Origin of the sequence: Ruminococcus flavefaciens AE3010 (assembly GCF_000526795.1) — a bacterium.
Taxonomy (GTDB): Bacteria; Bacillota; Clostridia; order Oscillospirales; family Ruminococcaceae; genus Ruminococcus; species Ruminococcus flavefaciens_D.
In genome coordinates, this window is sequence record NZ_JAGT01000001.1 from 3,020,590 (window position 1) to 3,043,671 (window position 23,082).

Genomic DNA, 23,082 nt, shown 5'->3' on the forward strand with positions numbered 1-23,082 from the left:
CAGGGAGCATCAGAATTGGCGTTCTGACACTCCCGATAATCAGACAGATGTTCGAGCATCTACTGACTTAGCAAGATGGCTATTTTGCGTGTATAATTATATCACGTTGAATATAGTATTGTCAAGCCTTTCAGTGTATGTTTCCAGCATCGAACTGAAAGGTTTGTTTTTATATATTACCTCGTGACTGGTAACTTGACAATTAAATATATAGATTTGAAGCGAAGATAAGCATATAGTTAGTAGCAGTTTAATATGCTTTTTTCACACTTTACATTAATGAGCCATGATGTGAGCCTGTTTAGTAGAACTAAATAAACTCTTGAGTTTGTCAAGACAAGGCAGTATTCTTTTCAACCGTTGCTACAAGTAACAACGCAAAAAGTATCACGAGCCATATAAAGTGTAGAAAGCGAATAGATGGACAGTACCATAACAGCTCGGTGACACCTATTCGAGGACAAACAACAGCTGTCAAATCCCAAGATATTGCAGATAATAGAATAAGCTGCACATTACTGTGCAGCTTATTACTGCTTTGGTTGGGGTGGAAGGATTTGAACCCTCGAAATAACGGAGTCAGAGTCCGCTGCCTTACCACTTGGCGACACCCCAATATGTGGACTGAATTATTCAGCTTTATTATTATATCACTGATAACGACTGATGTCAATAGGAAATATAAAAATTTATCATTTAACTATAAATCGTGCGTGCAGAAGCCCCCTGTGCGATCAGAGGGCTTCTGCATAGTTATCACATTTTTCAATCTTTCTTTTGAACTACCTTAATTATAAAGTCTCTCAGCCTGTTTTGCGAGAGAAGCCAGCTTGTCTGTCTTTTCGCCGTATGACAGGGAGGCTGCTGTTCTGGCAACATATTCATAGCTTGAATCGCCCATATATTCGGAATTTCTGAGAAGCATTGCGAACTCGGCAGCAGCTGAGGCAAGTCTTATGGACTCGGAGGGCTCAGCGTTATATTTTTCCATGCCAAAGAGCTGGGACTCATAGATGTCATTGTCATCGTCTGCGGGTTTGTATGTAACTGAGAGCTTGCAGAGCTCGCTTCTGCCGTTATCGTCAGCAGGCTCTGTTGTATGCTCTGAGCCGAATTCCAGCTGAACGCCGCGGTAGGTATCGCCTGTCTGAGTCAGCTCGACCTCATAGAGAGCTGTAACGCTGTGACCTGCGCCCACTTCGCCTGCGTCCTTTGTGGTATCGTAGAAGTCCTCGGCATTCATGAGCCTGTTATCGTAGCCGATAAGTCTGTAGCTCTTGATCTGTGAGGGATTGAACTCCACCTGTATCTTAACGTCCTTAGCAATTGTATAGAGGGTGCCTTCCATTTCCTGTACGAGAACTCTGTGAGCCTCGTCAACGGAGTCGATATAGCTGTAATTGCCGTTGCCGTTATCAGCCACAGCCTCCAGCCTGTCGTCCTTGTAATTGCCTGTGCCGAAGCCCAAAACTGACAGATATATGCCCTTATCGCGCTTGGACTTGATAAGCTTTACCAGCTCGTCCTCGGAGCTTGCACCGATGTTGAGGTCGCCGTCTGTAGCGAGGATAACGCGGTTGTTCCCGCCCTCGATGAAGTATTTTTCAGCCAGCTTGTAAGCCTTATTTATGCCGCCCTCGCCGTTTGTGCCGCCCGAAGCGGTAATGGAGTAGAGAGCTTCGAGGATATCGTCCTTGTCTCTGCCGCTTGCGCCTTCTATACGGGTATCAGCGCTGCCGGCGTAGGTAACTATGGATATGCGGTCGTTTTCTGTAAGCTGTTCAGCCAGCATCGAGAAGGCTGTCTGCACCAGAGGAAGCTTGTCGTAGGAATCCATAGAGCCTGATGAATCTATAAGGAAAACGATATTTGAGGAGGGAGTCTCAGCCTTGGGGAGACGCTTTCCCTGTATACCGATCATCATGAGCTTGTTTTCGGGGTTCCACGGACAGTCTGCAAGCTCAACGTAGTCGCCGAAGGTGCGTCCCTCTTCGGGATCGGGATAATTGTAATCAAAGTAGTTGATGAATTCCTCTGCGCGGACAGCGTCCTCGGGGACATAATTGCCGTCCTCGATAAGTCTGCGTACATTTGAATAAGAAGCTGTGTCCACATCCACCGAGAATGTTGAGAGAGGCTCATATTTCGGATCCTTGAAGCCTGCTTCTGTGTATTCCTTGTAGCTTTCGTTGCGTGACGGACGGGTGGGGCTCTCATAGCTGTATGAGTCGATGCCGTAGCATGCACTGTCATCATATGCGGGAGACTCTGCATAGTCAACTATTGAATTGTTGTTTGCGTGCTCGTCTTTCTTGTAAGTACCGCCGTTGAAGCTGTTTGCTGTGCCGTCTCCGCAGCTGCAAAATGCACTCATCATTACTGTACAAGCGGCAGCCATTGCTGCGTATCTTGATAGCCTGGTATTCATAAATAAACCTCCCTGATGTCCCTGGGGACAATATTTTGTACGTTCTGCGGTGACTTCCGCAGCTCTTTTCTATGCTCTTATTATAGCTCGGAAACGAGCCGATTACAACAACAGAAAAATGCCATTTTAAAGACGATTTGAAGTATATTTTTTTAATATCGGGTTTCATTTTCTTACAAATTATTGACATTCTTACAGCTTTCTTGCAGAAATGAATAAAAAATGAAAAAATTTCACATCAGGTCTTTTCAAGTATTGACAAATGTGATATAATATAATATGTATACAATAACCGCAGACAGGCGGTCATTGAGCAGATATTAATATACTTATTGATATTATAGAGTTTGAAACATTAAAGTATATCAGGGGTATACTTTTAAATCAGCATAAATGGAGATCGTGTTATGGATATTAAAAATTATGATTCGGCAAAACAGGCGGCACTTAAAAGATATTTCAGCCGTATGAACGAGATGCAGCAGGAAGCTGTATTTACGGTGAACGGTCCTGTGCTCGTGCTTGCGGGAGCAGGAAGCGGAAAGACCACTGTTATCGTAAACCGCATTGCTAACATGATAAATTTCGGAAACGCCTACTTTGACACCACCCGTGAGGGAAGTGCCGAGGATATCGCCTTTCTGAAGGACTATGCAGAGGGTAAGACCGACGATTTCGATACTCTCAGGGATACCGTTGCCGTTGACCCCATACGTCCGTGGAACATACTGGCTATAACATTTACAAACAAGGCGGCAGGAGAGCTCAAGGAGAGACTTGCGGCTATGCTGGGCGATGAGGCTATGAATATACACGCCTCCACCTTCCATTCAGCCTGCGTAAGGATACTCAGAAGCGAGATAGAGGCTCTCGGATATGGTCGTGATTTTACCATATATGATTCCGACGACAGTCAGCGTATGATAAAGAACGTAATGGGCGAGCTTGACATTTCAGAGAAGCAGCTTGCGCCTAAGGCTGTCCTCAGCGATATAAGCTTTGCAAAGGACAAGATGATAACACCTGCTGAGCTCCGCGCCGACGCAGGTCAGGACTACCGCAAGAAAATGGTGGCTAAGCTCTATGCCCTCTATCAGGAACGCATGAGAGCTGCAAATGCCCTTGATTTCGACGATATACTTGTGCTGACAGTGGAGCTCTTCGAGCAGTTCCCCGAGGTGCTGGAGAAGTACAGACAGCGCTTTAAGTACATCATGGTGGACGAGTATCAGGACACCAACCATGTGCAGTTCAGACTGGTATCCCTGCTTTCGGAGGGACACAAGAACCTCTGTGTTGTAGGCGACGACGACCAGAGCATATATAAGTTCCGCGGCGCCAATATCGAGAATATCCTCGGCTTTGAGGAGCAGTTCGAGGGCGCAAAGGTAATACGCCTTGAGCAGAATTACCGCTCCACACAGACTATACTCGACGCGGCAAACTCCGTTATCAGCAACAATAACAGCCGCAAGCCAAAGACTCTGTGGACTTCGGGTGAAAAGGGCGACAAGGTCTACTGGTACAAGGCGGTGGACGAGACCGACGAGGCTAAATTCGTAGCAGATACCATACTTGAAAAGTACAAGGAGACAGGGCGCTACTCCGACAGCGCCGTGCTCTACAGAATGAACGCACAGTCCAACTCCATTGAGCGTATGCTGGTAAAATGCGGCATACCCTACAGAGTTTACGGCGGCATGCGATTCTACGACCGTAAGGAGATAAAGGACGTTACCTCTTATCTCAGCTTTATAAACAACCACAATGATATGCTCCGCTTCAGACGCATAATCAACGAGCCAAAGCGCGGTATCGGCGATTCTACCCTGACTGTAATCGAGGACATCAGCCGCGACCTTAAAATATCGCCTTTTGACGTGCTGAAAAACTGCGACGAGTACGCTCCGCTGTCCAAGAAGGTAACAGCCCTGAAAAATGCATATCAGATGTTTGAATTCCTTACCGAGAAGTCTGAGGAGCTCCCGCTGGACGAATTCCTCGATGTGCTCCTCGACAAGACAGGCTATCTGGACAGCCTTAAAACTCTTGAAAATGCAGATACCAAAATAGAGAACGTACAGGAGCTCCGCACCTCCATGGTACAGTACATGGAGCAGGCAGAGGAGCCCTCACTCAGCGGCTTCCTTGAAGAAGTTGCCCTCTATACCGAGGCTGACCGCGACGACGGCAGCGGCGACAAGGTAACTCTCATGACTGTCCACTCAGCAAAGGGACTGGAATACGAGAATATCTTCGTTATCGGCATGGACGACGGCATCTTCCCCAGCGCCCGCTCATTCGACAGCGAGGACGACATGGAGGAGGAAAGACGACTTGCATACGTTGCCATAACCCGTGCAAAGAAGCGCCTTTACCTCACCAATGCAAGACAGCGCATGCTCTTCGGACAGACCCAGCACAATGTCACATCACGCTTTATGAAGGAGATAGGCAGCGAGCTTGTGGAGAAGCACGACAATGCCGCAGCCATGAAGCAGCAGCTTGAAGAGAACGATAAGTCTGTTACCGAGGTGCGCTCTGCAACATTGCAGCAGCAGCTTGCAAGAAGCAAAAAGACTGCAGGGGCTGCTCCAAAGGAGGCTGTTGCGTATACGGCAGGTGAAAAAGTATCTCACAGCATATTCGGCGAGGGCGTTATCGTATCGGTAAAGCCTATGGCAAACGATTCAATGCTGGAGATAGCCTTTGACAAGGTAGGTACAAAGAAGATAATGGCAAACTACGCAAAGCTTAAAAAGCTCTGATAAGCTCTTTAGGAAAAGAGGAAAAATACAATGAGAAAGACTAAGATAGTATGTACCATAGGTCCTGCAACTGACGACGAAAACATCATGCGCGAGCTCATGCTGGCTGGCATGAACGTTGCACGCTTCAACTTCTCCCACGGAGATTACGAGACCCACGAGAAGCGCTTCCGTGTTATCGAAAGGCTCAGAAAGGAGCTTGACCTGCCTGTTGCCACGCTTCTTGACACCAAGGGCCCCGAGATAAGACTGGGAAAATTCGTGGACGACAAGCCCGTTGAGATACACGACGGCGATACATATACCCTCACGACCGAGGACGTGCTCTGCGACGACAAGGTGGGAAGCATAAGCTTTAAGAAGCTGCCCCGTGATGTCAGCATGGGCACAAGGATACTTATAAATGACGGCGTTATCGAGCTTCTTGCGGAAAAGGTGACTACCAACGAGATAGTCTGCCGCGTAGTTCACGGCGGTATTCTCTCCAACAACAAGGGCATCAACGTCCCCGGAGTAAAGCTCTCCATGCCATACCTCAGCGAAAGGGACATGGACGACCTTGAATTCGGCTCGAAAATGGGCTTTGACTTCATTGCTGCAAGCTTTGTCCGCACAGCTGCGGATATCAACTACCTGAGAAAGTTCACCCAGAGTCTCGGCTGGTTCGATGTCAGAATTATCGCAAAGATAGAGAACACCGACGGCGTTGAGAACATCGACGAGATACTTGAAGCTGCCGACGGTATTATGGTAGCCCGCGGAGATATGGGCGTTGAGATACCATTCGAGCAGATACCCGCTATACAGAAGTCCCTTATCAAAAATGGCTACAACGCAGGCAAGCAGGTAATAACCGCAACACAGATGCTGGAGTCCATGATAACCAACCCCCGTCCTACCCGTGCGGAGATAACCGACGTTGCAAATGCTCTCTACGACGGCACAAGCGCTATCATGCTCTCAGGCGAGACTGCCGCAGGTGCTTTCCCTGTTGAAGCTGTAAAGACTATGGCTCTCATTGCCGAGACCACCGAGAACAACATCAACTACAAGGCTCGCTTTGCGTCAAGAAGCTCCGAGCAGAACGGCAGTGTTGCCGAGGCTATCGCTCACGCTACTGTTACTACCGCACACGACCTTAACGCAAAGGCTATCATCACCGTATCTCTGGGCGGACAGACAGCGAGACTTATCTCCAAGTACCGTCCCAGCTGTCCTATTATCAGCTGCACCATGAGCGAGGTGGTTTGCCGCCAGATGAATATGAGCTGGGGCGTTATACCATTTATAATAGATGAAAAGACCAACACCGACGACCTCTTTGCCGCAGCAGTTGAAGCTGCCGAGTCTCACAGACTTGTTGAGGACGGCGACCTTGTGGCTATCACCGCAGGCGTACCTCTCGGTGTATCGGGTACTACGAATCTTATGAAGGTCGAAAGAATAGGTAAATAACATGACAGTAAAAAAACGCACAAGAATACTTGAAATAATCACGGCATTACTCATGATAAGACCTGCTTTATTATTATCACAGATTTTCTCTTATCATGACGCAGAAATAATAAGGTCGATACTTAAATTAGCATTTCCTATGCTTTTGGCTTCAGTTGCTCTCGCAATTGTCATAATAACACGTAAATACTACCGAACATGGGCGAAACTGCTGGTGATAACCTCCCTTGCAGCAAATTTCTGCACGGACAATAATTTCCGCTATCTGAAAAATATAGGCAGCTGTATCAGAGCATACAGCTATAGCCCATCACTTCTTTTAGAGTATCTGTTCGGAACATTTCTGTTCCTTCTCGTCATAGCAGCAGGCGTGATACTTTTTCTTGCGATGTTCGGAAAGATAAAATGGAAAAGCCGAAAATCACTTATCATTTATGCTTATATAATGACAGGTATCATGGCTCTTGGAGCGTTGGCTTTCAGGATACATAACATTTACTACGCGGAGCTTGTCATGATGACGTGTCTTATTTACGAATTGCAGGAAAAGAGCGACAGCAATGCTGTTATAGGCTGGGCAGGAGCTCTTGCCGCTGCGGTATCCGATATATTCTTTGATTTTTATACTGATAAAGTTCAGAGTATTCCTGCTGACGGTGGTTTACTTGATTATCTGAATTATGTGAACCCCACCATAAAATACGAAGGTATAAGAAGCCTGATATTTGCAGCTGCAATTCTTCTTATTCCCCTTATTCTCTTTGAGAGAAAGGAGCCCCTTGAAAAAGTGACAGCTCCTGTAAATGATGATGACGACGATAACGACTGACCGCCTTATACTTCGTCCGCTGACTGTTGACGATGCGGAAGCCGCCTTTGAGTGGACAGGGGACGAGCGTGTGGCGAAATATATGATATACTCCACCCACGAGAGCGTGGAGACCACAAAAGAGTGGCTGAGAAGTATCAAGCCCTCTGAGAATGTTTTCGGCTTTGTCCGAAAAAGTGATAATAAGCTCATAGGCTCAGGCGGTATAAGACTGCTTGAGGACGGCTTCTGGGAGTTCGGCTACAATCTCTGCTATGACTGCTGGGGACAGGGCTATGCTACAGAGGCTTCAAGGGCTATGATAGAATATGTCCGCAGCAAGTACGGAGATATCCGTCTCAGGTCTGAGTGCGCCGTGGAGAATACAGCCTCTGCTCATGTGATTGAAAAGTGCGGACTGCACTTTGTGGGCTATGGCGAGTATTCGAGCTACGATGGAAAGAAAACTTTCAAAGCCAAGATTTTTGAGCTTTGAAACTAATAACTTACAGGAAAGCAGGTAATTTTATGATAAAGCATATCGTAATGTTCAAACTTAAAGAAGCTGACGGCAGGAGCGAGTACGAAAACGCTCTCGAAGCTCAGAAGCGCTTCGACAACGTTATCGCAAATGTCAAGGAGCTGAAAAAAGGCGAGGTAGTCATCAACTCCAAGGACGCTCCCGAGAGCAACTACACTATCTCACTTCTCTGCGATTTTGAGACTATCGACGACCTTAACGCGTATCAGGTTCACCCTGCACACCTTGAGTTCGGCAAGTTCATCGGCAGCGTAAAGACAGACAGAGCTTGTATCGACTATGAATACTGATGTTTATTCTCCCGTCCCACGGCGGGAGAATTGCATATATACATGTATAAATATAGGAGGAAGAAAACATGGTAAACGTAAAAGGCAAATGGGCGCTCATTACAGGTGCGAGCCGCGGACTGGGATACCTTTCAGCCATATTCATGGCTAAGCAGGGCTGCAACCTCGTTCTCCACAGCAGAACAGAGGAGCACTGTGCAAAGGTCCTCAGCGAAGTAAAGGCACTGGGCGTTGACGCTTACATTGTGACAGCAGAGCTCTCAGACATGGAACAGGTAGACAGAATGTGCCGCACTATTGACGAAAAGGGCACAAAGCTCGACATTATCCTCAACAACGCAGGACTCCAGATAGCATACAGAACAGAATATCTGACAACTCCCGCATCGGATTACGACATAAGCTTTAAGATAAATACTACAGCTCCTATGATGATATGCTATCATTTTCTTCCGCAGATGAAGGAGCGTGGCTTCGGACGCATAGTCAATACCACCAGCGGTATCGATCTTGAACCCGAGCAGGCAGGCTACTCCGCAGCAAAGGCAGCCCTCAATAAGGTGACGCGCGATCTCGGCAAGAACTATGAGGGAACTGACGTTACGCTCAGTCTTACGGACCCCGGTTGGTGCAGGACTGATCTCGGCGGACCCAAGGCTCCCAATTCTCCCGAGAGCGCTCTCCCGGGAATACTGGTGGGAGCTTTCATCGACGACAAGAAATGCGGACGTATCTTCTCGGCACAGGAGTTCACGGGCATGACTCTCGAAGAAGCCGTTGCCAAGGCCGAAAAGCAGGCAGGGGTGTATTAAAATATTAGGGAACGCCTTCACTTGCAAGGCGTTCCCTCTTCAAAAACAGTCCACTGGACTGTTTTTGAATTCAAACTTTGCGAAGCGCCTTGCGTTTTTTGGGCTCTGCCCAAACCCGCCAGAGGCGCTGCCTCTGACCTTACCGGTACGTCACCTCTGTCAGCTTTTGCTGACATCTCCCCATCTTATGGGGAGTCACTCTGCCAAAGGGAATATACTCCCTTTGGAATCCCATTTTTAGAATAGTATTACTTTTTTAAGGAGACACCATGAACATCGAAGAATGTATGAGCTTTATAAACTCCTATACCAAATCGGGAGGACGTATAACCGACCTCTCCCGCGCAAGGGAGCTTATGAAGCGTGTGGGCGACCCGCAGGAGCGGCTTAAATTCGTCCATATCGCAGGCACCAACGGTAAGGGCTCTACCCTTGAATATATCGGCAGAGCATTGCAGCTCTCGGGCTACAAGACGGGAAAGTTCACCTCGCCCTTCGTTCTGCGCTACACCGACAGAATACGCATAAACGACGACGAGATAGACGAGAAGTCCCTCTGTGATATAGCGCAGTTCGTAAAGGAGCGTGTGGACGACAGGGCTTATTCCCAGTTCGAGATAACAATGGCGATAGCTATGCTGTGGTTTGAGCGCGAGAATTGCGACATCGTTGTGCTTGAAACGGGCATAGGCGGAACACTGGACTCCACAAACGTGATACCGCCGCCCCTGCTTTCTGTGATAACCTCCATATCTCTCGACCACACGGTGCTTCTCGGTGATACAGTGGAGGAGATAGCTTCACACAAGGCAGGCATAATCAAGAGCGGCTCTGCGGTTGTTCTCTCCGAGGACAACCCCGACAGCGTTAAGGAGCTCGTCCGCGAGACTGCGGAAAGAGTCGGCGCGGAGCTCATACCCCTTGAGGACTGCAAGCCGGCGGCAGACGGCGGACTTTTCTCGCCGTTCATATACAGGGGCATAAAGCTCACTCCTGCAATGGCAGGTATACACCAGAAGTACAACGCACAGACTGCCATAACCGCCTGCATTTATCTCCGCACAAAGGGCTTCTCCGTAAGTGACGGTGCTATAATAGAGGCTGTGGAGACCACACAGGTCAAGGCGAGAGTGCAGTACATAGACGGGGAGCCTCCTGTTATCGTGGACGGCGGACACAATCCCTCGGGAGTGAATATGCTGTCCCTTATGCTCATGTATCTCAGCACGAGAGGGAAGAAGATATACACAGTCATGGGCATGGTGGACTCCAAGGACTATGTGGACTGCGTAAAGACCATATCGGGGTTGTCGGACAAGCTCTTTGCGGTGGACGGATTTGCACCCAATGCGGTGTCTGCGGAGACTATCGCGGATATAGCTTCGTTCCGCACGGAAGCGGAGTTCGGTACCCTTGCGGAGTGCGCGGAAAAGGCAAAAGCACTTGCCTGTGAGAACAACGGCGTGGCAGTAATATGCGGCTCGCTTTATCTTGCAAGCGAGTATCTGAATCAAAATTAAGCGAAGCTTAATTTTGATTTGAGCCATTAGCTATTAGCCATTAGCCGTTAGCCCTTTGTAGGGGCGGTGACTCCCTGTAGTACAGGGAGATGTCAGCGTAGCTGACAGAGGGTCGCGGCTCCTGTTGGGAGATTATCCGCCCGAAATGTAGGGGACGGGCTGGTTAAGCCTGCCTCTGGACTCCGCCAAAGGAACACTGTCCCTTTGGAATCCCATTAATGGTTTCAGCAAATTATTATATAATGGAGAGAAATATCTATGAAGAAAATGCAGGTGTATTCGGGCATAGAAACGCTTCCGAGGGGACGCGCTTCAGATAATATCACAGAGGGCTGTATGGTTCTTGAGGGCGGAGCCTTCCGCGGTGTCTATACCTCGGGAGTCCTCGACGCTCTCATGGAAGAGGATATAAATATGCGCTGTACCGTGGGTGTTTCCGCAGGAGCTCTCAACGGCGTCAACTACGTCTCGGGACAGATAGGACGCTCGGGCAGGATAAATCTCCGTTACCGTCACGACAGCCGCTACGTGGGACCCAAGGCGCTCCGCCGCAACAAGGGCATTATCGGCTTTGATTTTGTGTTCGGAGATATGGCAAAGGTGCCGCCACTTGACAAGAAGCGCTTCATGGACAAGTCAAGGCAGTTCTACGCTGTGGTCACAAATCTTAAAACGGGAAAGCCCGAGTATCTGGAGAAAAACTCGGGTATACCGCCGCTCCGCGCAGTACGCGCTTCGGCTTCCATGCCCTTTGTATCAAAGCCTGTCATCATAAACGGCAAGCCCTACCATGACGGTGGGTGCAGCTGCAAGATACCCTATCAGTTCGCCATTGACAAGGGCTTTGAGAAGATAATCGTTATCAAGACCAGATATGCGGAGTTCCGCAAGCCTGTCAGCGAAAGGAAGCTCCGTGCAGAGAACGTGGTGTACCGTAATTATCCGCAGTTTGCAAGGACTCTCATAAACAGCAGCGAGGACTACAACCGCCAGTGCGACGAGCTTGAAAGGCTTGCCGCCGAGGGACGGATATTCCTTATCACTCCGTCGGAAGCCGTCAGTGTCAGCCGTCTTGAGGGCGACATGGAAAAGCTGGGACATGTTTACAATATGGGCTATAACGACGCAAAAAACGAGCTTGAAAGGCTTCGTGAATATCTGAAAAAATAGGGGCGATGCAGGCATCGCCCCCTGCATTTGCCAACATTACAAAAATGTAAGGTTGCGTAATGTTAAAAACACGACTGTAATGTTAAGGCGTAGTATAATAAGATCATGGAAAGGGAGAAAGGCTCCCGAAAATAAAGACACCGAAAGGAAATGATCTTATGAAAAAGCATACTTCAAAAATTATCAGGATTCTCTACCATATCAGCAGCATTTTAATGGTCGTATTCGGTACTGCGGAATTATATGAGATATTTGTTGTAAGAGCAGCCTATGATCCGCGCAGAAGCGTTGTAGAAGCTCTTTTCTGGAGCACATTTGCAGTTTTCCACCTCTGCAACTGGTATGTAAGAAAACACAAGAACACAATTGATACATTATAAGGAGATAAAATTATGTCATTACTCAGATTACAGAACGTTGAAAAATATTACGGAAGCCGTTCAAGCCTTACAAAGGCAGTTGACGATATCTCCTTCAATGTGGAGAAGGGCGAGTTCACCGCTATCATGGGAGCTTCGGGAAGCGGCAAGACCACGCTTCTCAACTGCATATCCACTATCGACCGCGTTACCGCAGGTCACATCATGCTTGAGGATCAGGACATCACAAAGCTCAAGGGCAAGGAGCTGAACAAGTTCCGCCGCGACAAGCTTGGCTTCATCTTTCAGGACTTCAACCTTATGGACACACTGACAGCCTACGAGAACATCGCCCTTGCGCTTTCCATTCAGAAGCGCTCCGCAAAGGATATCGACAAGGCAGTAAAGACCGTAGCCGAGCAGCTTGGCATTACTGAGGTCCTTAACAAGTACCCCTATGAGATGTCGGGCGGACAGAAGCAGAGAGTGGCTTCCGCAAGAGCTATCGTTACTTCTCCTAAGCTTGTCCTTGCCGACGAGCCAACGGGAGCACTGGACTCAAAGTCCGCAAAGATGCTCCTTGAACGCTTCAACTACCTCAATCATGAGCATGATGCTACTATAATAATGGTAACACACGACTCCTTTACCGCAAGCTATGCTTCAAGAGTTCTCTTCATCAAGGACGGCAAGGTGTTCAACGAGATAAACCGCGGCGGAGACAGCCGCAAGCAGTTCTTCGACAAGATAATCAATGTAGTTACACTGCTTGGAGGTGACGTCAGCGATGCTCTTTAAGATATCCCTCAGCAATATCCGCAAAAGCATAAAGGACTACGCTGTGTACTTCTTTACCCTTGTACTGGGAGTTGCGGTATTCTACGTGTTCAATTCCATAGAGACTCAGTCGGCTTTCCTCAAAGTCAGCGAGGATAAGCGCGAGATGATAAAGATACTCACCACAGCTATTTCCGCCGTAAGCGTATTCATTGCAGTAGTTCTCGGACTTCTTATCGTATACGCCAGCCGCTTCCTTATGAAGCGCCGCAACAAGGAGTTCGCACTGTACATGATGCTTGGCATGAGCAAGTGGAAAATATCCGCAATTCTCCTCTGTGAGACTATCATCATCGGTATCGGCTCCCTTTTTGTGGGACTTCTCATAGGCGTAGGACTTTCACAGGTCATGAGCGCCGTTGTTGCAAACCTCTTTGAAGCCGACATGAACGACTATAAATTCACCGTATCAGGCTCGGCTATCACAAAAACTATCCTTTACTTCGGCATTATGTATTTAGTTGTAATGCTGAGAAGCGGCTTTGTTATCAGTAAATGCCGTCTTATCACACTTATGAACTCGGGCAGACGCTCCGAGAAGATAACCATGAAGAATCCATGGCTCTGCGTGATAGTATTCCTTATCTCCGCAGCAGCTCTTGGCTGGGCATACTACTCAGTGGGCTGGAATGCAGAGAATATAAGCCTCAGAATATTAGGCTTGGCTATACTTGTGGGCTGTGTTTCTACATTCTTCATCTTCTGGTCAGTAGCAGGAATGCTCCTGAGAGTTATGATGTCCGCAAAAGGACTTTACCACCACGGTCTCAACAGCTTCACATTCCGTCAGCTCAGCAGCAAGGTAAATACCACTGTTGCTTCCATGACAGTTATCTGTCTCATGCTCTTCGTGACTATATGCACTCTTTCAACCGCATTCACTATCAGGAATTCCATGAATAACAGTGTAAGGGAAAATTTCCCTGTTGATTTTTACGGTCATTATGCCCTTGATGCAAAAGACCCCGAAAAGCCATATCTCTACATGGGCGGCGATATAGACGAGGTATATGCAGAGCAGGGCGAGAGCATATATGACGAATTCGGAGAATACGTACACTTTCACGATTATAATTCTGAAGGATTTACACTTTACAGCTTCATAGGCGATAAGGAAGAGGAATTCAGAAACGAGAACAAGACACTCTTTGCTTCCATAGACTTTGACGAGACTATTGTAAAGCTCAGCGATTACAATGCTCTGATGAAGCTCTACGGCTTTAAGCAGATAGACCTTGCAGAGGGTGAATATGCCATATCTGCAAATGCGTCGGGAATGCCAGAGGCATATGATTGGCTCCTTAAAGATGAGCCCGAGATAACCATTTTCGGCAATACATTAAAGCCTCATTCAAAAAAATGTATCGTTTCTTTCCTTGAACCCAATATACAGCCGCTCAACGGAGGCGTTTTCATAGTACCCGATGATGCTGTATCCGAAGAGGGACGCGGCTGGGATTATTTTGCAGGCAACTACAAGGCTTCCGACAAAAATGGTATCGAAGAAACCGAGAAAATAGTCAAGGATAAATGGACAAATGTAATGCGCTGGAATAAGGAAGGCTCTTCTATGAATGGTTCGGCATCAAGGATAGAAGCTGCAAACGCAGCCATAGGCATAGGCGCTATCGTTACATTCCTGGGACTTTACATCGGCTTTATCTTCCTCGTATCCTGCGGCGCTATACTTGCTCTCAAGGAGCTCTCAGAAAGTGCTGACAGTATGCCCAGATACACCATGCTCCGCAAGCTCGGTGCAGAGGAAAAAGACATATCAAAGTCCATATTCAGCCAGTCGGGAATATTCTTCCTGCTGCCGCTGCTGCTGGCTTGTCTCCACGCCTACGTGGGCATGAGACTTGGCAGATACGGTCTTGATCTGCTGATAGTAGGAGATTACATCAAGCCCGTACTCTTCACCGCAGCTATCATAGTGCTGATATACGGCGGATACTTCCTGCTGACATTCCTCGGCAGCAAGGCAATAGTAAAAGAACAAAAGTAAGCTTTTCATGATATAGTTGAAACAGCTCTCCGCAAGGGGAGCTGTTTTGCTGTAGGGGCGGTGACTCCCTGTGGTACAGGGAGATGTCCGCAGGACAGAGGGTCGCGGCTCCTGTTGGGAGATTATCCGCCCGATAACAATATTGAGCCCTTTCTATATAAGGGCTGAAATTCAATGGAAAAACGTTGAAAATAAAAAAATATTTTTCAGCTTTGTAGCAATGCACAAAACTGACCTGTCGCTTTTGTGTATATATTACTAAATTCTGCTCAATCATTTCTCCATTGCAGACAGGAATATATATAAACCGACAAAATTTTTCTCCCTGTTTGAAATCTCTTGAAAACCGCTATTTTTAGTAGTATAATAGTTATCGTTGCGTGTCTTTACATAGAGATTATGGAAAAAGAGGTTAGAAAAATGGCTGAAAAAGCGTTAAAACCAACGGAGGAAAAGCTCAAACCAAAGCTTTTCTCGGTAATGAAGAACTACACCAAGGAGCAATTCGTAAAGGACATTATTTCGGGTATAATCGTCGCTATCATAGCGCTGCCCCTGTCCATTGCGCTGGCTCTTGCTTCGGGAGTAGGTCCCGAGCAGGGTCTTTACACCGCTATCATCGCAGGCTTTATCGTTTCATTCTTGGGCGGAAGCCGCGTGCAGATAGCAGGTCCTACGGCAGCCTTTGCAACTACAGTCGCGGGCATAGTTGCGGTCGAGGGCATGGACGGACTTGCCATATCCGCTATAATGGCAGGTATCATACTCATCGTCATGGGCTTCTGCCGCTTCGGAGCTCTCATCAAGTACATACCCGGAACTATCACCACAGGCTTTACATTCGGTATCGCCGTGACCATTCTTCTCGGACAGGTCAAGGACTTCCTCGGGCTCACATTCAAGAACAAGCCTATCGAGACCGTTGACAAGGTCAAGGAGATAGTGACCTGCATCGATACTATCAACTGGCAGGCGCTGATTATCGGTCTTATCGCTCTGGCAATACTCATACTCTGGCCAAAGAAGCTGGAAAAAATACCTGCTTCGCTCATTGCGGTCATAGTCTGTTCCGCTATCGTAAAGCTCAGCGGCATGAAGGTAAACACTATCGGCGACCTTTATCAGATATCCAACTCACTTCCAAAGCTCACAGTGCCCGAGGTAACATTCGCAAGGGTAAGAACTCTTATACCTAACGCATTCACTATCGCAGTCCTTGCAGCTGTTGAGTCCCTGCTGTCCTGCGTTGTTGCAGACGGTATGGTAGGTTCAAAGCACCGCTCAAACATGGAGCTTGTTGCACAGGGCGCAGCAAACATCGGTTCTGCATTCTTCGGCGGTATCCCTGCTACAGGCGCTATCGCACGTACTGCTGCCAACGTAAAGAACGGCGGACGTACACCTATCGCAGGCATGGTACATTCTGTAGTTCTGGTAGTTATACTGGTGCTCCTCATGCCCTATGCTTCGCTTATCCCAATGCCAACTATCGCAGCTATACTCTTCATCGTAGCTTATAATATGTGCGGCTGGAGAAACATCAGAAACACTGTAAAGACAGCTCCCAAGAGCGATATCGCAGTTCTTTTCGTAACGCTCATACTCACAGTGGTATTCGACCTTGTTGTTGCTATCGGTGTAGGTATGGTAATGGCTGCACTTCTCTTCATGAAGCGTATGGCAGACGTTACCGAGGCTCATGCATGGGTAGATGTGGACGACGAGGACACCGACCCCGACAATATCCTCCTCAAGAAGATACCGAAGAATACCCGTGTATTCGAGATAAACGGACCTATGTTCTTTGCGGCTACAGATAAGTACAAGTACGTTCTCAGTGACAAGGATATAGACGTGCTCTGTATAAGAATGAGAAATGTACCTGCTATCGACGCTACAGGCGTTGAAGCTCTCATGCGTATCGTAAAGCGCTGCGAGCGCCACAACGTAAAGGTGGTATTCTCCCACGTCAACGAGCAGCCCATGAAGGTAATGAAGAAGGCAGGCTTTGTTGAAAAGGTGGGCAGGAAGAACTTCTGCGACCACATCGATACAGCTCTGAAGAGAGCTGAGGCTATAGAGAAAGAAATAGAATCAAAGAAAGCTTGATATATCAAAAAGCCATAGGGAGCAAAACGCTTCCCTATGGCTTTTTTTGGCACTGTTTGAGGGGATTTGTATCAGAATGTGCAAATAACTTCGTTTTGTCCACCTAATCTGCGAAAAATGAGTTGTTATTGTATGCTTTAAGTGATAATATAATACACAGAGAATGGTCCTTGAAGTTCCAATTCTCATGCAGATAGCAGAGATGCATATCTGTAAGCCTGCGAGGGCTTTTTGAAAATCATCCTCATTGAACCGATACCGAAGTTTCAGTGTTCTTCGGTGTCGGGATTTTTTTGTCTTTACAACCTTGCGGAAATATGATATAATGTAAACTGTTGTGCGGTAAATCCAAATTTACGTTTGTAGGGGCGGATATTATCCGCCCGAAATGTAGGGGACGGCGTCTCGACATCCCGTTTGGTAGGGACGTTTTCCGAAAAACATTAAGGGACGCCCTCTCTTGCAGGGCCCCCTAATCGGGTCCGTCCCCTCTGTCGCGCTGCGACATCTCCCCACCCCGTGGGGAGTCACCCTCTCCCGAAAACAATTCACTGGATTGTTTTCGGGATTCACCCTTGCGGTGACTCCCTATAGTATAGGGAGATGCCCGAAGGGCAGAGGGTCGTCGCTCCTGTTAGGAGCGCCTTCGTAAAGTTTCGCTGTTCTTTAAAAGCTGGGAACAGCGACCAGAGGCGCTGCCTCTGACCTTACTGGTACGTCCCCTCTGTCGCTACGCGACATCTCCCCATCTTATGGGGAGTCACTCTGCCAAAGGAACACAGTCCCTTTGGAATCCCGTTCATATCCTCAGGAAGTTATTACGTTAAATTATGATTTACGAAGGGAGAAAATATGATAACAGTAAGTAATGTGAGCGTGCAGTTCGGCGGCTCAACACTTTTCAAAAACGTAAACCTTAAATTCACAAACGGCAACTGCTACGGCGTTATCGGCGCCAACGGAGCAGGCAAGTCCACATTCCTCCGCGTTCTCTGCGGCGAGCTTGAACCTGCATCGGGCGAGGTGACTATGCCAAAGGAGGAGCGCCTCAGCGTCCTCAAACAGGACCACTTCGCATACGACGAATACACAGTCCTCGATACAGTTATTATGGGCAATGCCCGTCTTTACGAGATAATGCAGGAAAAGGACGCCCTCTACGCCAAGGAGGACTTCTCCGAGGAGGATGGCGTCAAGGCTTCTGAGCTGGAGGGCGAATTCGCAGAGCTCAACGGCTGGGAGGCAGAGTCAGACGCTTCAAAGCTCATACAGGGGCTTGGTCTCTCCGAGGATATACTCTACTCGCAGATGGCAGGACTTTCGGGTAACGAAAAGGTAAAGGTGCTCCTTGCACAGGCTCTTTTCGGCAATCCCGACATCATACTCCTTGACGAGCCTACCAACCACCTTGATATCGACGCTGTGCGCTGGCTGGAGGAGTTCCTCTCAGAGTACTTCGGTACTGTCATCGTGGTATCCCATGACCGTCACTTTCTCAATAACGTCTGCACCCACATCGTTGATATCGACTACAACAAGATAAAGATGTACGTCGGCAACTATGAGTTCTGGTACGAGTCCAGCCAGCTCATACAGCGCATGATAAAGCAGCAGAACAAGAAGAACGAGGAGAAAATAAAGGAGCTGAAAGACTTCATCGCCCGATTCTCCGCTAATAAATCAAAGTCCAATCAGGCTACCTCACGCCGTAAGCTCATTGAAAAGCTCACCGTTGAGGAGCTCCCTGCGTCCAGCAGAAGATATCCGTTCATCGGCTTCGATATGGACAGAGAGCTGGGCAAGGACATATTGCAGGTGGAGGGACTTACCAAGACCGTTGACGGCGTGAAGCTGCTCAACAACGTAAGCTTCACCCTCGGCAGAACAGATAAAGTGGCTTTCGTGGGCGAGAGCGAGCAGGCTATCACCATGCTGTTCAAGATACTCATGGAGGAGGAGCAGCCCGACTCGGGAAGCTTCAAGTGGGGCGTATCTGTTACCACATCTTATATGCCCGTGGATAACTCCGAGTACTTCAACGGCTGCGAGCTGTCCATACTTGACTGGATACGCCAGTACTCCGTAAAGGACGAGACCGAGACCTATCTCCGAGGTTTTCTGGGACGTATGCTCTTCTCGGGAGACGACGTGTACAAGCCTGTCAACGTTCTCTCGGGAGGCGAAAAGGTGAGATGCATGTTCTCACGCATGATGCTTTTCGGCTCAAACGTGCTGGTGCTTGACCGTCCTACCAACCACCTCGACCTTGAAAGCATAACCGCTGTAAACAACAGCCTTATCAACTTCAAGGGCGTAGTGCTTCTTGCTTCTCACGATCATGAGATAATGCAGACCACAGCTAATCGTATAATCGAGATAACTCCCGACGGCTGTCTTGACAGACAGGGAACATATGAGGAGTTCATCGACTTCAAGAAAGAGAACGGCTTATTATAAGCCGTTAGCCATTAGCCGTTAGCTTGTAGGGGCGCCGTTTCGGCGCCCGTCAAATTACACACGAACTCTAAATGACAAAATGTAGGGGCTTATGCCCACATCAGCCCGTGTATGCCTTTCATAAAAAATAACATGAAACTATTGTAGGGGCGGATATTATCCGCCCGATTTGTAGAAAGACGATATTAATTAACAAAGCCCGAAAGCATTTCGCTTTCGGGCTTTATATGTTTATACCAGCTTTTCTCTGCACAGCTCTTTCCATTCGTTGTAAAACGCGCAGCTGTGAACGAGCTCCACAGCTTCCGAAGCGCTGTCGTCCTGAACGATCTTCTCGGTGCTTTGGGTGTACTCATAAACGCGGTATATCTCGCCGCTGCATATGAGGTCTACAAAGCTGTACTCAGTCTCCAAGACCGCAGGCGCAGCCTCAGCTTCTGAGGCTGTTTTGACATTGCAGGCACTGAAAGGGTCGGAGCTTTCAACGAGGCTGTTAAGCTTTTCAAGACTTTCACCGCTGAGAGCTTCAAAGCCTTCGGTGTCCTTGAACAGCAGGAAATCGTCGTCCTTTGTCTCGGTGAGAATGGCTTTCAGCCATCTGTCGTCGTCAAGCTCAAAGAAATTCTCATAGTCCGTTTCGCTTGTCCACAGGCGGTTAAAGCGGTCGATAGTGCCCTCTTCCTTTGAATAGAAGCCACACCAGACCGTCCCGTCCGACTGGACTATGAGGTTGGATTTTGTACTGGAATCGGTATTGTATAGTCTTTCACGATAAATGATACGGCTTTCGGCGGAGCTTGGATCGGCGCTTCCTCTGGAAGATGACAGGTCTGCGGCTTTTGGCATGGGAGCAGCAGCTGACCGTTCATCGGCGCTGACTGTTTTTCCCGAACCGCAGCCTGCAAGCAATATCGCTGATAAAGCGGCTGCTGTAAGTCGTTTCATGGGATATCCTCCTAAATATGCGAGAAAACATCTCCTATCCTGTCGCAGATGAGCAGGTCTGCATTGCTGTCCATCTGAGTGGGAGACATATTGATTATAACGAGGTTATTGCCGCGGAAGTAGCGTATCAGTCCGGCGGCAGGATATACATTAAGGGAGGTACCGCCGATTATGAGGGTATCGGCGCTGCTTATGGAGCGGACTGCTCCGTTTACGGTGTTGTCGTCAAGGGACTCCTCATAGAGGACAACATCGGGCTTGACAACGCCGCCGCATTCGCATTTTGGAACTCCCTCAGAGTCCATGATAAAGTGAACATCGTGGAATTTACCGCATTTTGTGCAGTAATTGCGCAGAACGCTGCCGTGGAGCTCATAGACAGTTTTGCTGCCTGCTGCCTGATGCAGACCGTCTATGTTCTGAGTTACAACGGCGGTGAGCTTGCCCTCTTTTTCAAGCTCGGCAAGCTTGATATGAGCCGCATTGGGCTTTGCGTCAAGGCAGAGCATCTTCGCCCTGTAGAAGCGGTAGAACTCCTCGGTCTTTTTCATAAAGAACGTGTGGCTGAGGATAGTCTCGGGAGGGTAGTCCCACTGCTGACTGTAGAGACCGTCAACGCTGCGGAAATCGGGGATACCGCTTTCCGTGGAGACTCCTGCGCCGCCGAAAAAAACGATGTTTTTGGACTCGTCAACGATTTTTGCCAGCTTTTCTATATTGTCCATAGCTCAGTCCCCCATGACCTTTACGAAGAATTTTCTTGTTCTCGGACCGTCAAATTCGCAGAAGTAGATATCCTGCCATGTGCCGAGCAGGAGCTTTCCGCCTGTGATGATAACGGTCTCGCTTGCGCCTACGGCAGAGGACTTGATATGAGCGTCGGAGTTGCCCTCAGCGTGCCTAAAGCTCTGAAGGTCGGGGAAGAATTTATCCATACCCTTGATGAAGTCGGTCTGCACATCGGGGTCGGCGTTTTCGTTAATGGTGATAGCGGCTGTGGTGTGTGGGCAGTATATGATGCATATGCCCTCGAGAACGCCGCTTTCCTTAACGGCTTCTGTTACCTCGCGTGTGATATCGACAAGTCCCTCAGCGGGAGTACTAAGCTTGAAATTGAATAACATTTATTATAACTCCTTTCGTAAATCATAATTTAACGTAATAACTTCCTGAGGATATGAACGGGATTCCAAAGGGACTGTGTTCCTTTGGCAGAGTCCAGAGGCAGCGCCTCTGGTCGCTGTTCCCAGCTTTTAAAGAACAGCGAAACTTTACGAAGGCGCTCCGCAAGGGTGAATCCCGAAAACAATCCAGTGAATTGTTTTCGGGAGAGGGACGCCCTGCAAGAGAGGGCGTCCCTTAATGTTTTTCGGAAAACGTCCCTACCAAACGGGACGTCGAGACGCCGTCCCCTACATTTCGGGCGGATAATATCCGCCCCTACAAACGTAAATTATGATTTATCATTGTAGTATTTGCAGAAATAATTCAGCGGACATTCCTCACACCGCGGCTTTCGGGCATTACATATATCCCGTCCGAATTCCACTGTTCTGTGGCAGAAGTCCGAGGATACCTCGGGGGGGATCAGCTTCACAAGATCCTTTTCCACCTTTGCAGGCTCTTTATTTTTAGTCAGTCCCAATCTCCCTGTTATGCGTATGCAGTGGGTATCGGTCACCATGGCAGGCTTACCGAAAACGTCCCCAAGCATAAGGTTTGCGGTCTTTCTGCCGATACCCGACAGGGTGAGAAGCTCCTCCATAGTGTCGGGCACCTCTCCGCCGAAGTCGTTTATGAGCTGCGAAGCCATTTCCTTGAGGCTCTTTGCCTTGTTCCTGTAGAAGCCGCAGGGCTTCACGTCCTGTTCAAGCTCGGAGATTTCGGCATTTGCAAAGGCTTCAAGGGTAGGGTATTTCTTGAAAAGCGTCTCCGTGACTATATTCACGCGGGCGTCGGTACACTGGGCAGCCAGCCGCGCCGCAAACATAAGCTCATAAGGCTTTGAATAGTTCAGTGAGCAGGTCGCGTCGGGGTAGAGCTTTTCAAGCTCCTCAACGGCTAATTTTGCTATCTCTTTTTTCGTCATTTGGCAGTCTCCTTCAGTTTTTTCTGTTTTTCAAGGATACTGTCGTAGACCTTGTACATCTTCTGCACCGTGTTTTCGAGGAAGTAGTAGTGCTTGATGTAGAACAGCAGAAGCACAAGAACTATTGTCACAAGGGAGAGAACTGCAAGATTGACGTTGAAGATGAGTACAGCGAAGAATACAGTCAGAATGAATGCGAACAGCATAGTCACCAGAAAATGGACTATCCTTTCATGCTGCATAAAGGCGATCTTGTCTTTATGCTCAGCCATTATCTCGCTGAGCTCCTGTTCGCTTTGGCATTTTTCAAGGCGCTCCTGAATGTATTTCATGTAGTTTGTAAGATATTCGGTCATTTACTCACTCTCCTCATAGACAAAGTTGATGAAACTATAATGAAATTATACACCTTTTTAGCGAAAATGTCAACAGAATGTGAGAAAATGCAAGGCGATTTTGCTTTGATTTAACTAAAGTATAATTTAAGCA

The 23,082-nt window shown here is 48.1% G+C and carries 19 protein-coding genes and 1 tRNA gene; 13 read left to right on the forward strand and 7 right to left on the reverse strand.

All coding sequences use genetic code 11. The features are described from left to right. Positions 1-539 precede the first annotated feature (539 nt). A tRNA-Gln gene (locus N774_RS0113345) sits at positions 540-615 on the reverse strand. Positions 616-787: 172 nt separating this feature from the next. Next, positions 788-2,428: a vWA domain-containing protein gene (locus N774_RS0113350; protein WP_024861719.1), complete on the reverse strand. Its 1,641-nt coding sequence runs from the start codon at positions 2,426-2,428 to the stop codon at positions 788-790. Between the two features lie 407 nt (positions 2,429-2,835). On the opposite strand from N774_RS0113350, the gene N774_RS0113355 reads away from it, so the two are divergent. The 13 genes from N774_RS0113355 to N774_RS0113415 all read left to right on the forward strand — a co-directional run bounded on the left by N774_RS0113355 (position 2,836) and on the right by N774_RS0113415 (position 19,559). Next, positions 2,836-5,196: an ATP-dependent helicase gene (locus N774_RS0113355; protein WP_037280298.1), complete on the forward strand. Its 2,361-nt coding sequence runs from the start codon at positions 2,836-2,838 to the stop codon at positions 5,194-5,196. A gap of 30 nt (positions 5,197-5,226) precedes the next feature. Beyond that, the gene (gene pyk / locus N774_RS0113360) at positions 5,227-6,651 is read left to right on the forward strand and encodes a pyruvate kinase (protein WP_024861721.1); all 1,425 of its coding nucleotides are present in this window, start codon (positions 5,227-5,229) and stop codon (positions 6,649-6,651) included. Positions 6,652-6,790: 139 nt separating this feature from the next. Continuing rightward, the gene (locus N774_RS0113365; RefSeq protein WP_155250400.1) at positions 6,791-7,480 is read left to right on the forward strand and encodes a hypothetical protein; all 690 of its coding nucleotides are present in this window, start codon (positions 6,791-6,793) and stop codon (positions 7,478-7,480) included. Beyond that, on the forward strand, positions 7,455-7,955 hold the full coding sequence (locus N774_RS0113370) for a GNAT family N-acetyltransferase (RefSeq protein ID WP_080770500.1): 501 nt from the start codon (positions 7,455-7,457) through the stop codon (positions 7,953-7,955). The genes N774_RS0113365 and N774_RS0113370 overlap by 26 nt, the downstream gene beginning before the upstream one ends. 32 nt (positions 7,956-7,987) lie before the next feature. Beyond that, entirely contained in the window at positions 7,988-8,290 is a 303-nt protein-coding gene (locus N774_RS0113375) for a Dabb family protein (protein WP_024861724.1), read from the forward strand. Positions 8,291-8,358: 68 nt separating this feature from the next. After that, a complete protein-coding gene (locus tag N774_RS0113380) occupies positions 8,359-9,102 on the forward strand; it encodes an SDR family NAD(P)-dependent oxidoreductase (protein WP_024861725.1) in 744 nt (247 codons plus the stop codon). Positions 9,103-9,371: 269 nt separating this feature from the next. Continuing rightward, positions 9,372-10,622 carry a bifunctional folylpolyglutamate synthase/dihydrofolate synthase gene (locus N774_RS0113385; RefSeq protein ID WP_024861726.1) on the forward strand — a complete coding sequence of 417 codons (1,251 nt, stop codon included), beginning with the start codon at positions 9,372-9,374 and terminating at the stop codon, positions 10,620-10,622. Between the two features lie 258 nt (positions 10,623-10,880). Further along, on the forward strand, positions 10,881-11,792 hold the full coding sequence (locus tag N774_RS0113390; RefSeq protein ID WP_024861727.1) for a patatin-like phospholipase family protein: 912 nt from the start codon (positions 10,881-10,883) through the stop codon (positions 11,790-11,792). A gap of 158 nt (positions 11,793-11,950) precedes the next feature. Next, entirely contained in the window at positions 11,951-12,172 is a 222-nt protein-coding gene (locus tag N774_RS0113395; RefSeq protein ID WP_024861728.1) for a hypothetical protein, read from the forward strand. Positions 12,173-12,184: 12 nt separating this feature from the next. Beyond that, positions 12,185-12,949: an ABC transporter ATP-binding protein gene (locus N774_RS0113400; protein WP_196231558.1), complete on the forward strand. Its 765-nt coding sequence runs from the start codon at positions 12,185-12,187 to the stop codon at positions 12,947-12,949. Beyond that, the gene (locus N774_RS0113405; RefSeq protein WP_024861730.1) at positions 12,939-14,993 is read left to right on the forward strand and encodes an FtsX-like permease family protein; all 2,055 of its coding nucleotides are present in this window, start codon (positions 12,939-12,941) and stop codon (positions 14,991-14,993) included. The genes N774_RS0113400 and N774_RS0113405 overlap by 11 nt, the downstream gene beginning before the upstream one ends. A gap of 420 nt (positions 14,994-15,413) precedes the next feature. Beyond that, on the forward strand, positions 15,414-17,102 hold the full coding sequence (locus tag N774_RS0113410; RefSeq protein WP_024861731.1) for a SulP family inorganic anion transporter: 1,689 nt from the start codon (positions 15,414-15,416) through the stop codon (positions 17,100-17,102). Positions 17,103-17,954: 852 nt separating this feature from the next. Further along, positions 17,955-19,559, forward strand: a complete 1,605-nt coding sequence (locus tag N774_RS0113415) for an ABC-F family ATP-binding cassette domain-containing protein (RefSeq protein WP_024861732.1) — start codon at positions 17,955-17,957, stop codon at positions 19,557-19,559. Between the two features lie 231 nt (positions 19,560-19,790). On the opposite strand, the gene N774_RS0113420 is transcribed toward N774_RS0113415, so the two are convergent. The 5 genes from N774_RS0113420 to N774_RS0113440 all read right to left on the reverse strand — a co-directional run bounded on the left by N774_RS0113420 (position 19,791) and on the right by N774_RS0113440 (position 22,949). Continuing rightward, positions 19,791-20,504, reverse strand: a complete 714-nt coding sequence (locus N774_RS0113420; RefSeq protein WP_024861733.1) for a hypothetical protein — start codon at positions 20,502-20,504, stop codon at positions 19,791-19,793. A gap of 11 nt (positions 20,505-20,515) precedes the next feature. Next, positions 20,516-21,229: an NAD-dependent protein deacylase gene (locus tag N774_RS0113425; protein ID WP_024861734.1), complete on the reverse strand. Its 714-nt coding sequence runs from the start codon at positions 21,227-21,229 to the stop codon at positions 20,516-20,518. A gap of 3 nt (positions 21,230-21,232) precedes the next feature. Next, on the reverse strand, positions 21,233-21,628 hold the full coding sequence (locus N774_RS0113430) for a secondary thiamine-phosphate synthase enzyme YjbQ (RefSeq protein WP_024861735.1): 396 nt from the start codon (positions 21,626-21,628) through the stop codon (positions 21,233-21,235). 329 nt (positions 21,629-21,957) lie between these two features. After that, on the reverse strand, positions 21,958-22,593 hold the full coding sequence (gene nth, locus N774_RS0113435) for an endonuclease III (protein ID WP_024861736.1): 636 nt from the start codon (positions 22,591-22,593) through the stop codon (positions 21,958-21,960). Further along, positions 22,590-22,949 (reverse strand): hypothetical protein, encoded by a 360-nt coding sequence (locus tag N774_RS0113440; protein WP_024861737.1) that lies wholly within the window; start codon positions 22,947-22,949, stop codon positions 22,590-22,592. The genes nth and N774_RS0113440 overlap by 4 nt, the downstream gene beginning before the upstream one ends. Positions 22,950-23,082 lie beyond the last annotated feature (133 nt).

Excerpts from the sequence above, each read along its gene's own strand:
- N774_RS0113350 (WP_024861719.1), bottom strand. The coding sequence starts at position 2,428 with ATGAATACCAGGCTATCAAGATACGCAGCAATGGCTGCCGCTTGTACA.
- N774_RS0113355 (WP_037280298.1), top strand. The coding sequence starts at position 2,836 with ATGGATATTAAAAATTATGATTCGGCAAAACAGGCGGCACTTAAAAGA.
- pyk (WP_024861721.1), top strand. The coding sequence starts at position 5,227 with ATGAGAAAGACTAAGATAGTATGTACCATAGGTCCTGCAACTGACGAC.
- N774_RS0113365 (WP_155250400.1), top strand. The coding sequence starts at position 6,791 with ATGCTTTTGGCTTCAGTTGCTCTCGCAATTGTCATAATAACACGTAAA.
- N774_RS0113370 (WP_080770500.1), top strand. The coding sequence starts at position 7,455 with ATGATGATGACGACGATAACGACTGACCGCCTTATACTTCGTCCGCTG.
- N774_RS0113375 (WP_024861724.1), top strand. The coding sequence starts at position 7,988 with ATGATAAAGCATATCGTAATGTTCAAACTTAAAGAAGCTGACGGCAGG.
- N774_RS0113380 (WP_024861725.1), top strand. The coding sequence starts at position 8,359 with ATGGTAAACGTAAAAGGCAAATGGGCGCTCATTACAGGTGCGAGCCGC.
- N774_RS0113385 (WP_024861726.1), top strand. The coding sequence starts at position 9,372 with ATGAACATCGAAGAATGTATGAGCTTTATAAACTCCTATACCAAATCG.
- N774_RS0113390 (WP_024861727.1), top strand. The coding sequence starts at position 10,881 with ATGAAGAAAATGCAGGTGTATTCGGGCATAGAAACGCTTCCGAGGGGA.
- N774_RS0113395 (WP_024861728.1), top strand. The coding sequence starts at position 11,951 with ATGAAAAAGCATACTTCAAAAATTATCAGGATTCTCTACCATATCAGC.
- N774_RS0113400 (WP_196231558.1), top strand. The coding sequence starts at position 12,185 with ATGTCATTACTCAGATTACAGAACGTTGAAAAATATTACGGAAGCCGT.
- N774_RS0113405 (WP_024861730.1), top strand. The coding sequence starts at position 12,939 with ATGCTCTTTAAGATATCCCTCAGCAATATCCGCAAAAGCATAAAGGAC.
- N774_RS0113410 (WP_024861731.1), top strand. The coding sequence starts at position 15,414 with ATGGCTGAAAAAGCGTTAAAACCAACGGAGGAAAAGCTCAAACCAAAG.
- N774_RS0113415 (WP_024861732.1), top strand. The coding sequence starts at position 17,955 with ATGATAACAGTAAGTAATGTGAGCGTGCAGTTCGGCGGCTCAACACTT.
- N774_RS0113420 (WP_024861733.1), bottom strand. The coding sequence starts at position 20,504 with ATGAAACGACTTACAGCAGCCGCTTTATCAGCGATATTGCTTGCAGGC.
- N774_RS0113425 (WP_024861734.1), bottom strand. The coding sequence starts at position 21,229 with ATGGACAATATAGAAAAGCTGGCAAAAATCGTTGACGAGTCCAAAAAC.
- N774_RS0113430 (WP_024861735.1), bottom strand. The coding sequence starts at position 21,628 with ATGTTATTCAATTTCAAGCTTAGTACTCCCGCTGAGGGACTTGTCGAT.
- nth (WP_024861736.1), bottom strand. The coding sequence starts at position 22,593 with ATGACGAAAAAAGAGATAGCAAAATTAGCCGTTGAGGAGCTTGAAAAG.
- N774_RS0113440 (WP_024861737.1), bottom strand. The coding sequence starts at position 22,949 with ATGACCGAATATCTTACAAACTACATGAAATACATTCAGGAGCGCCTT.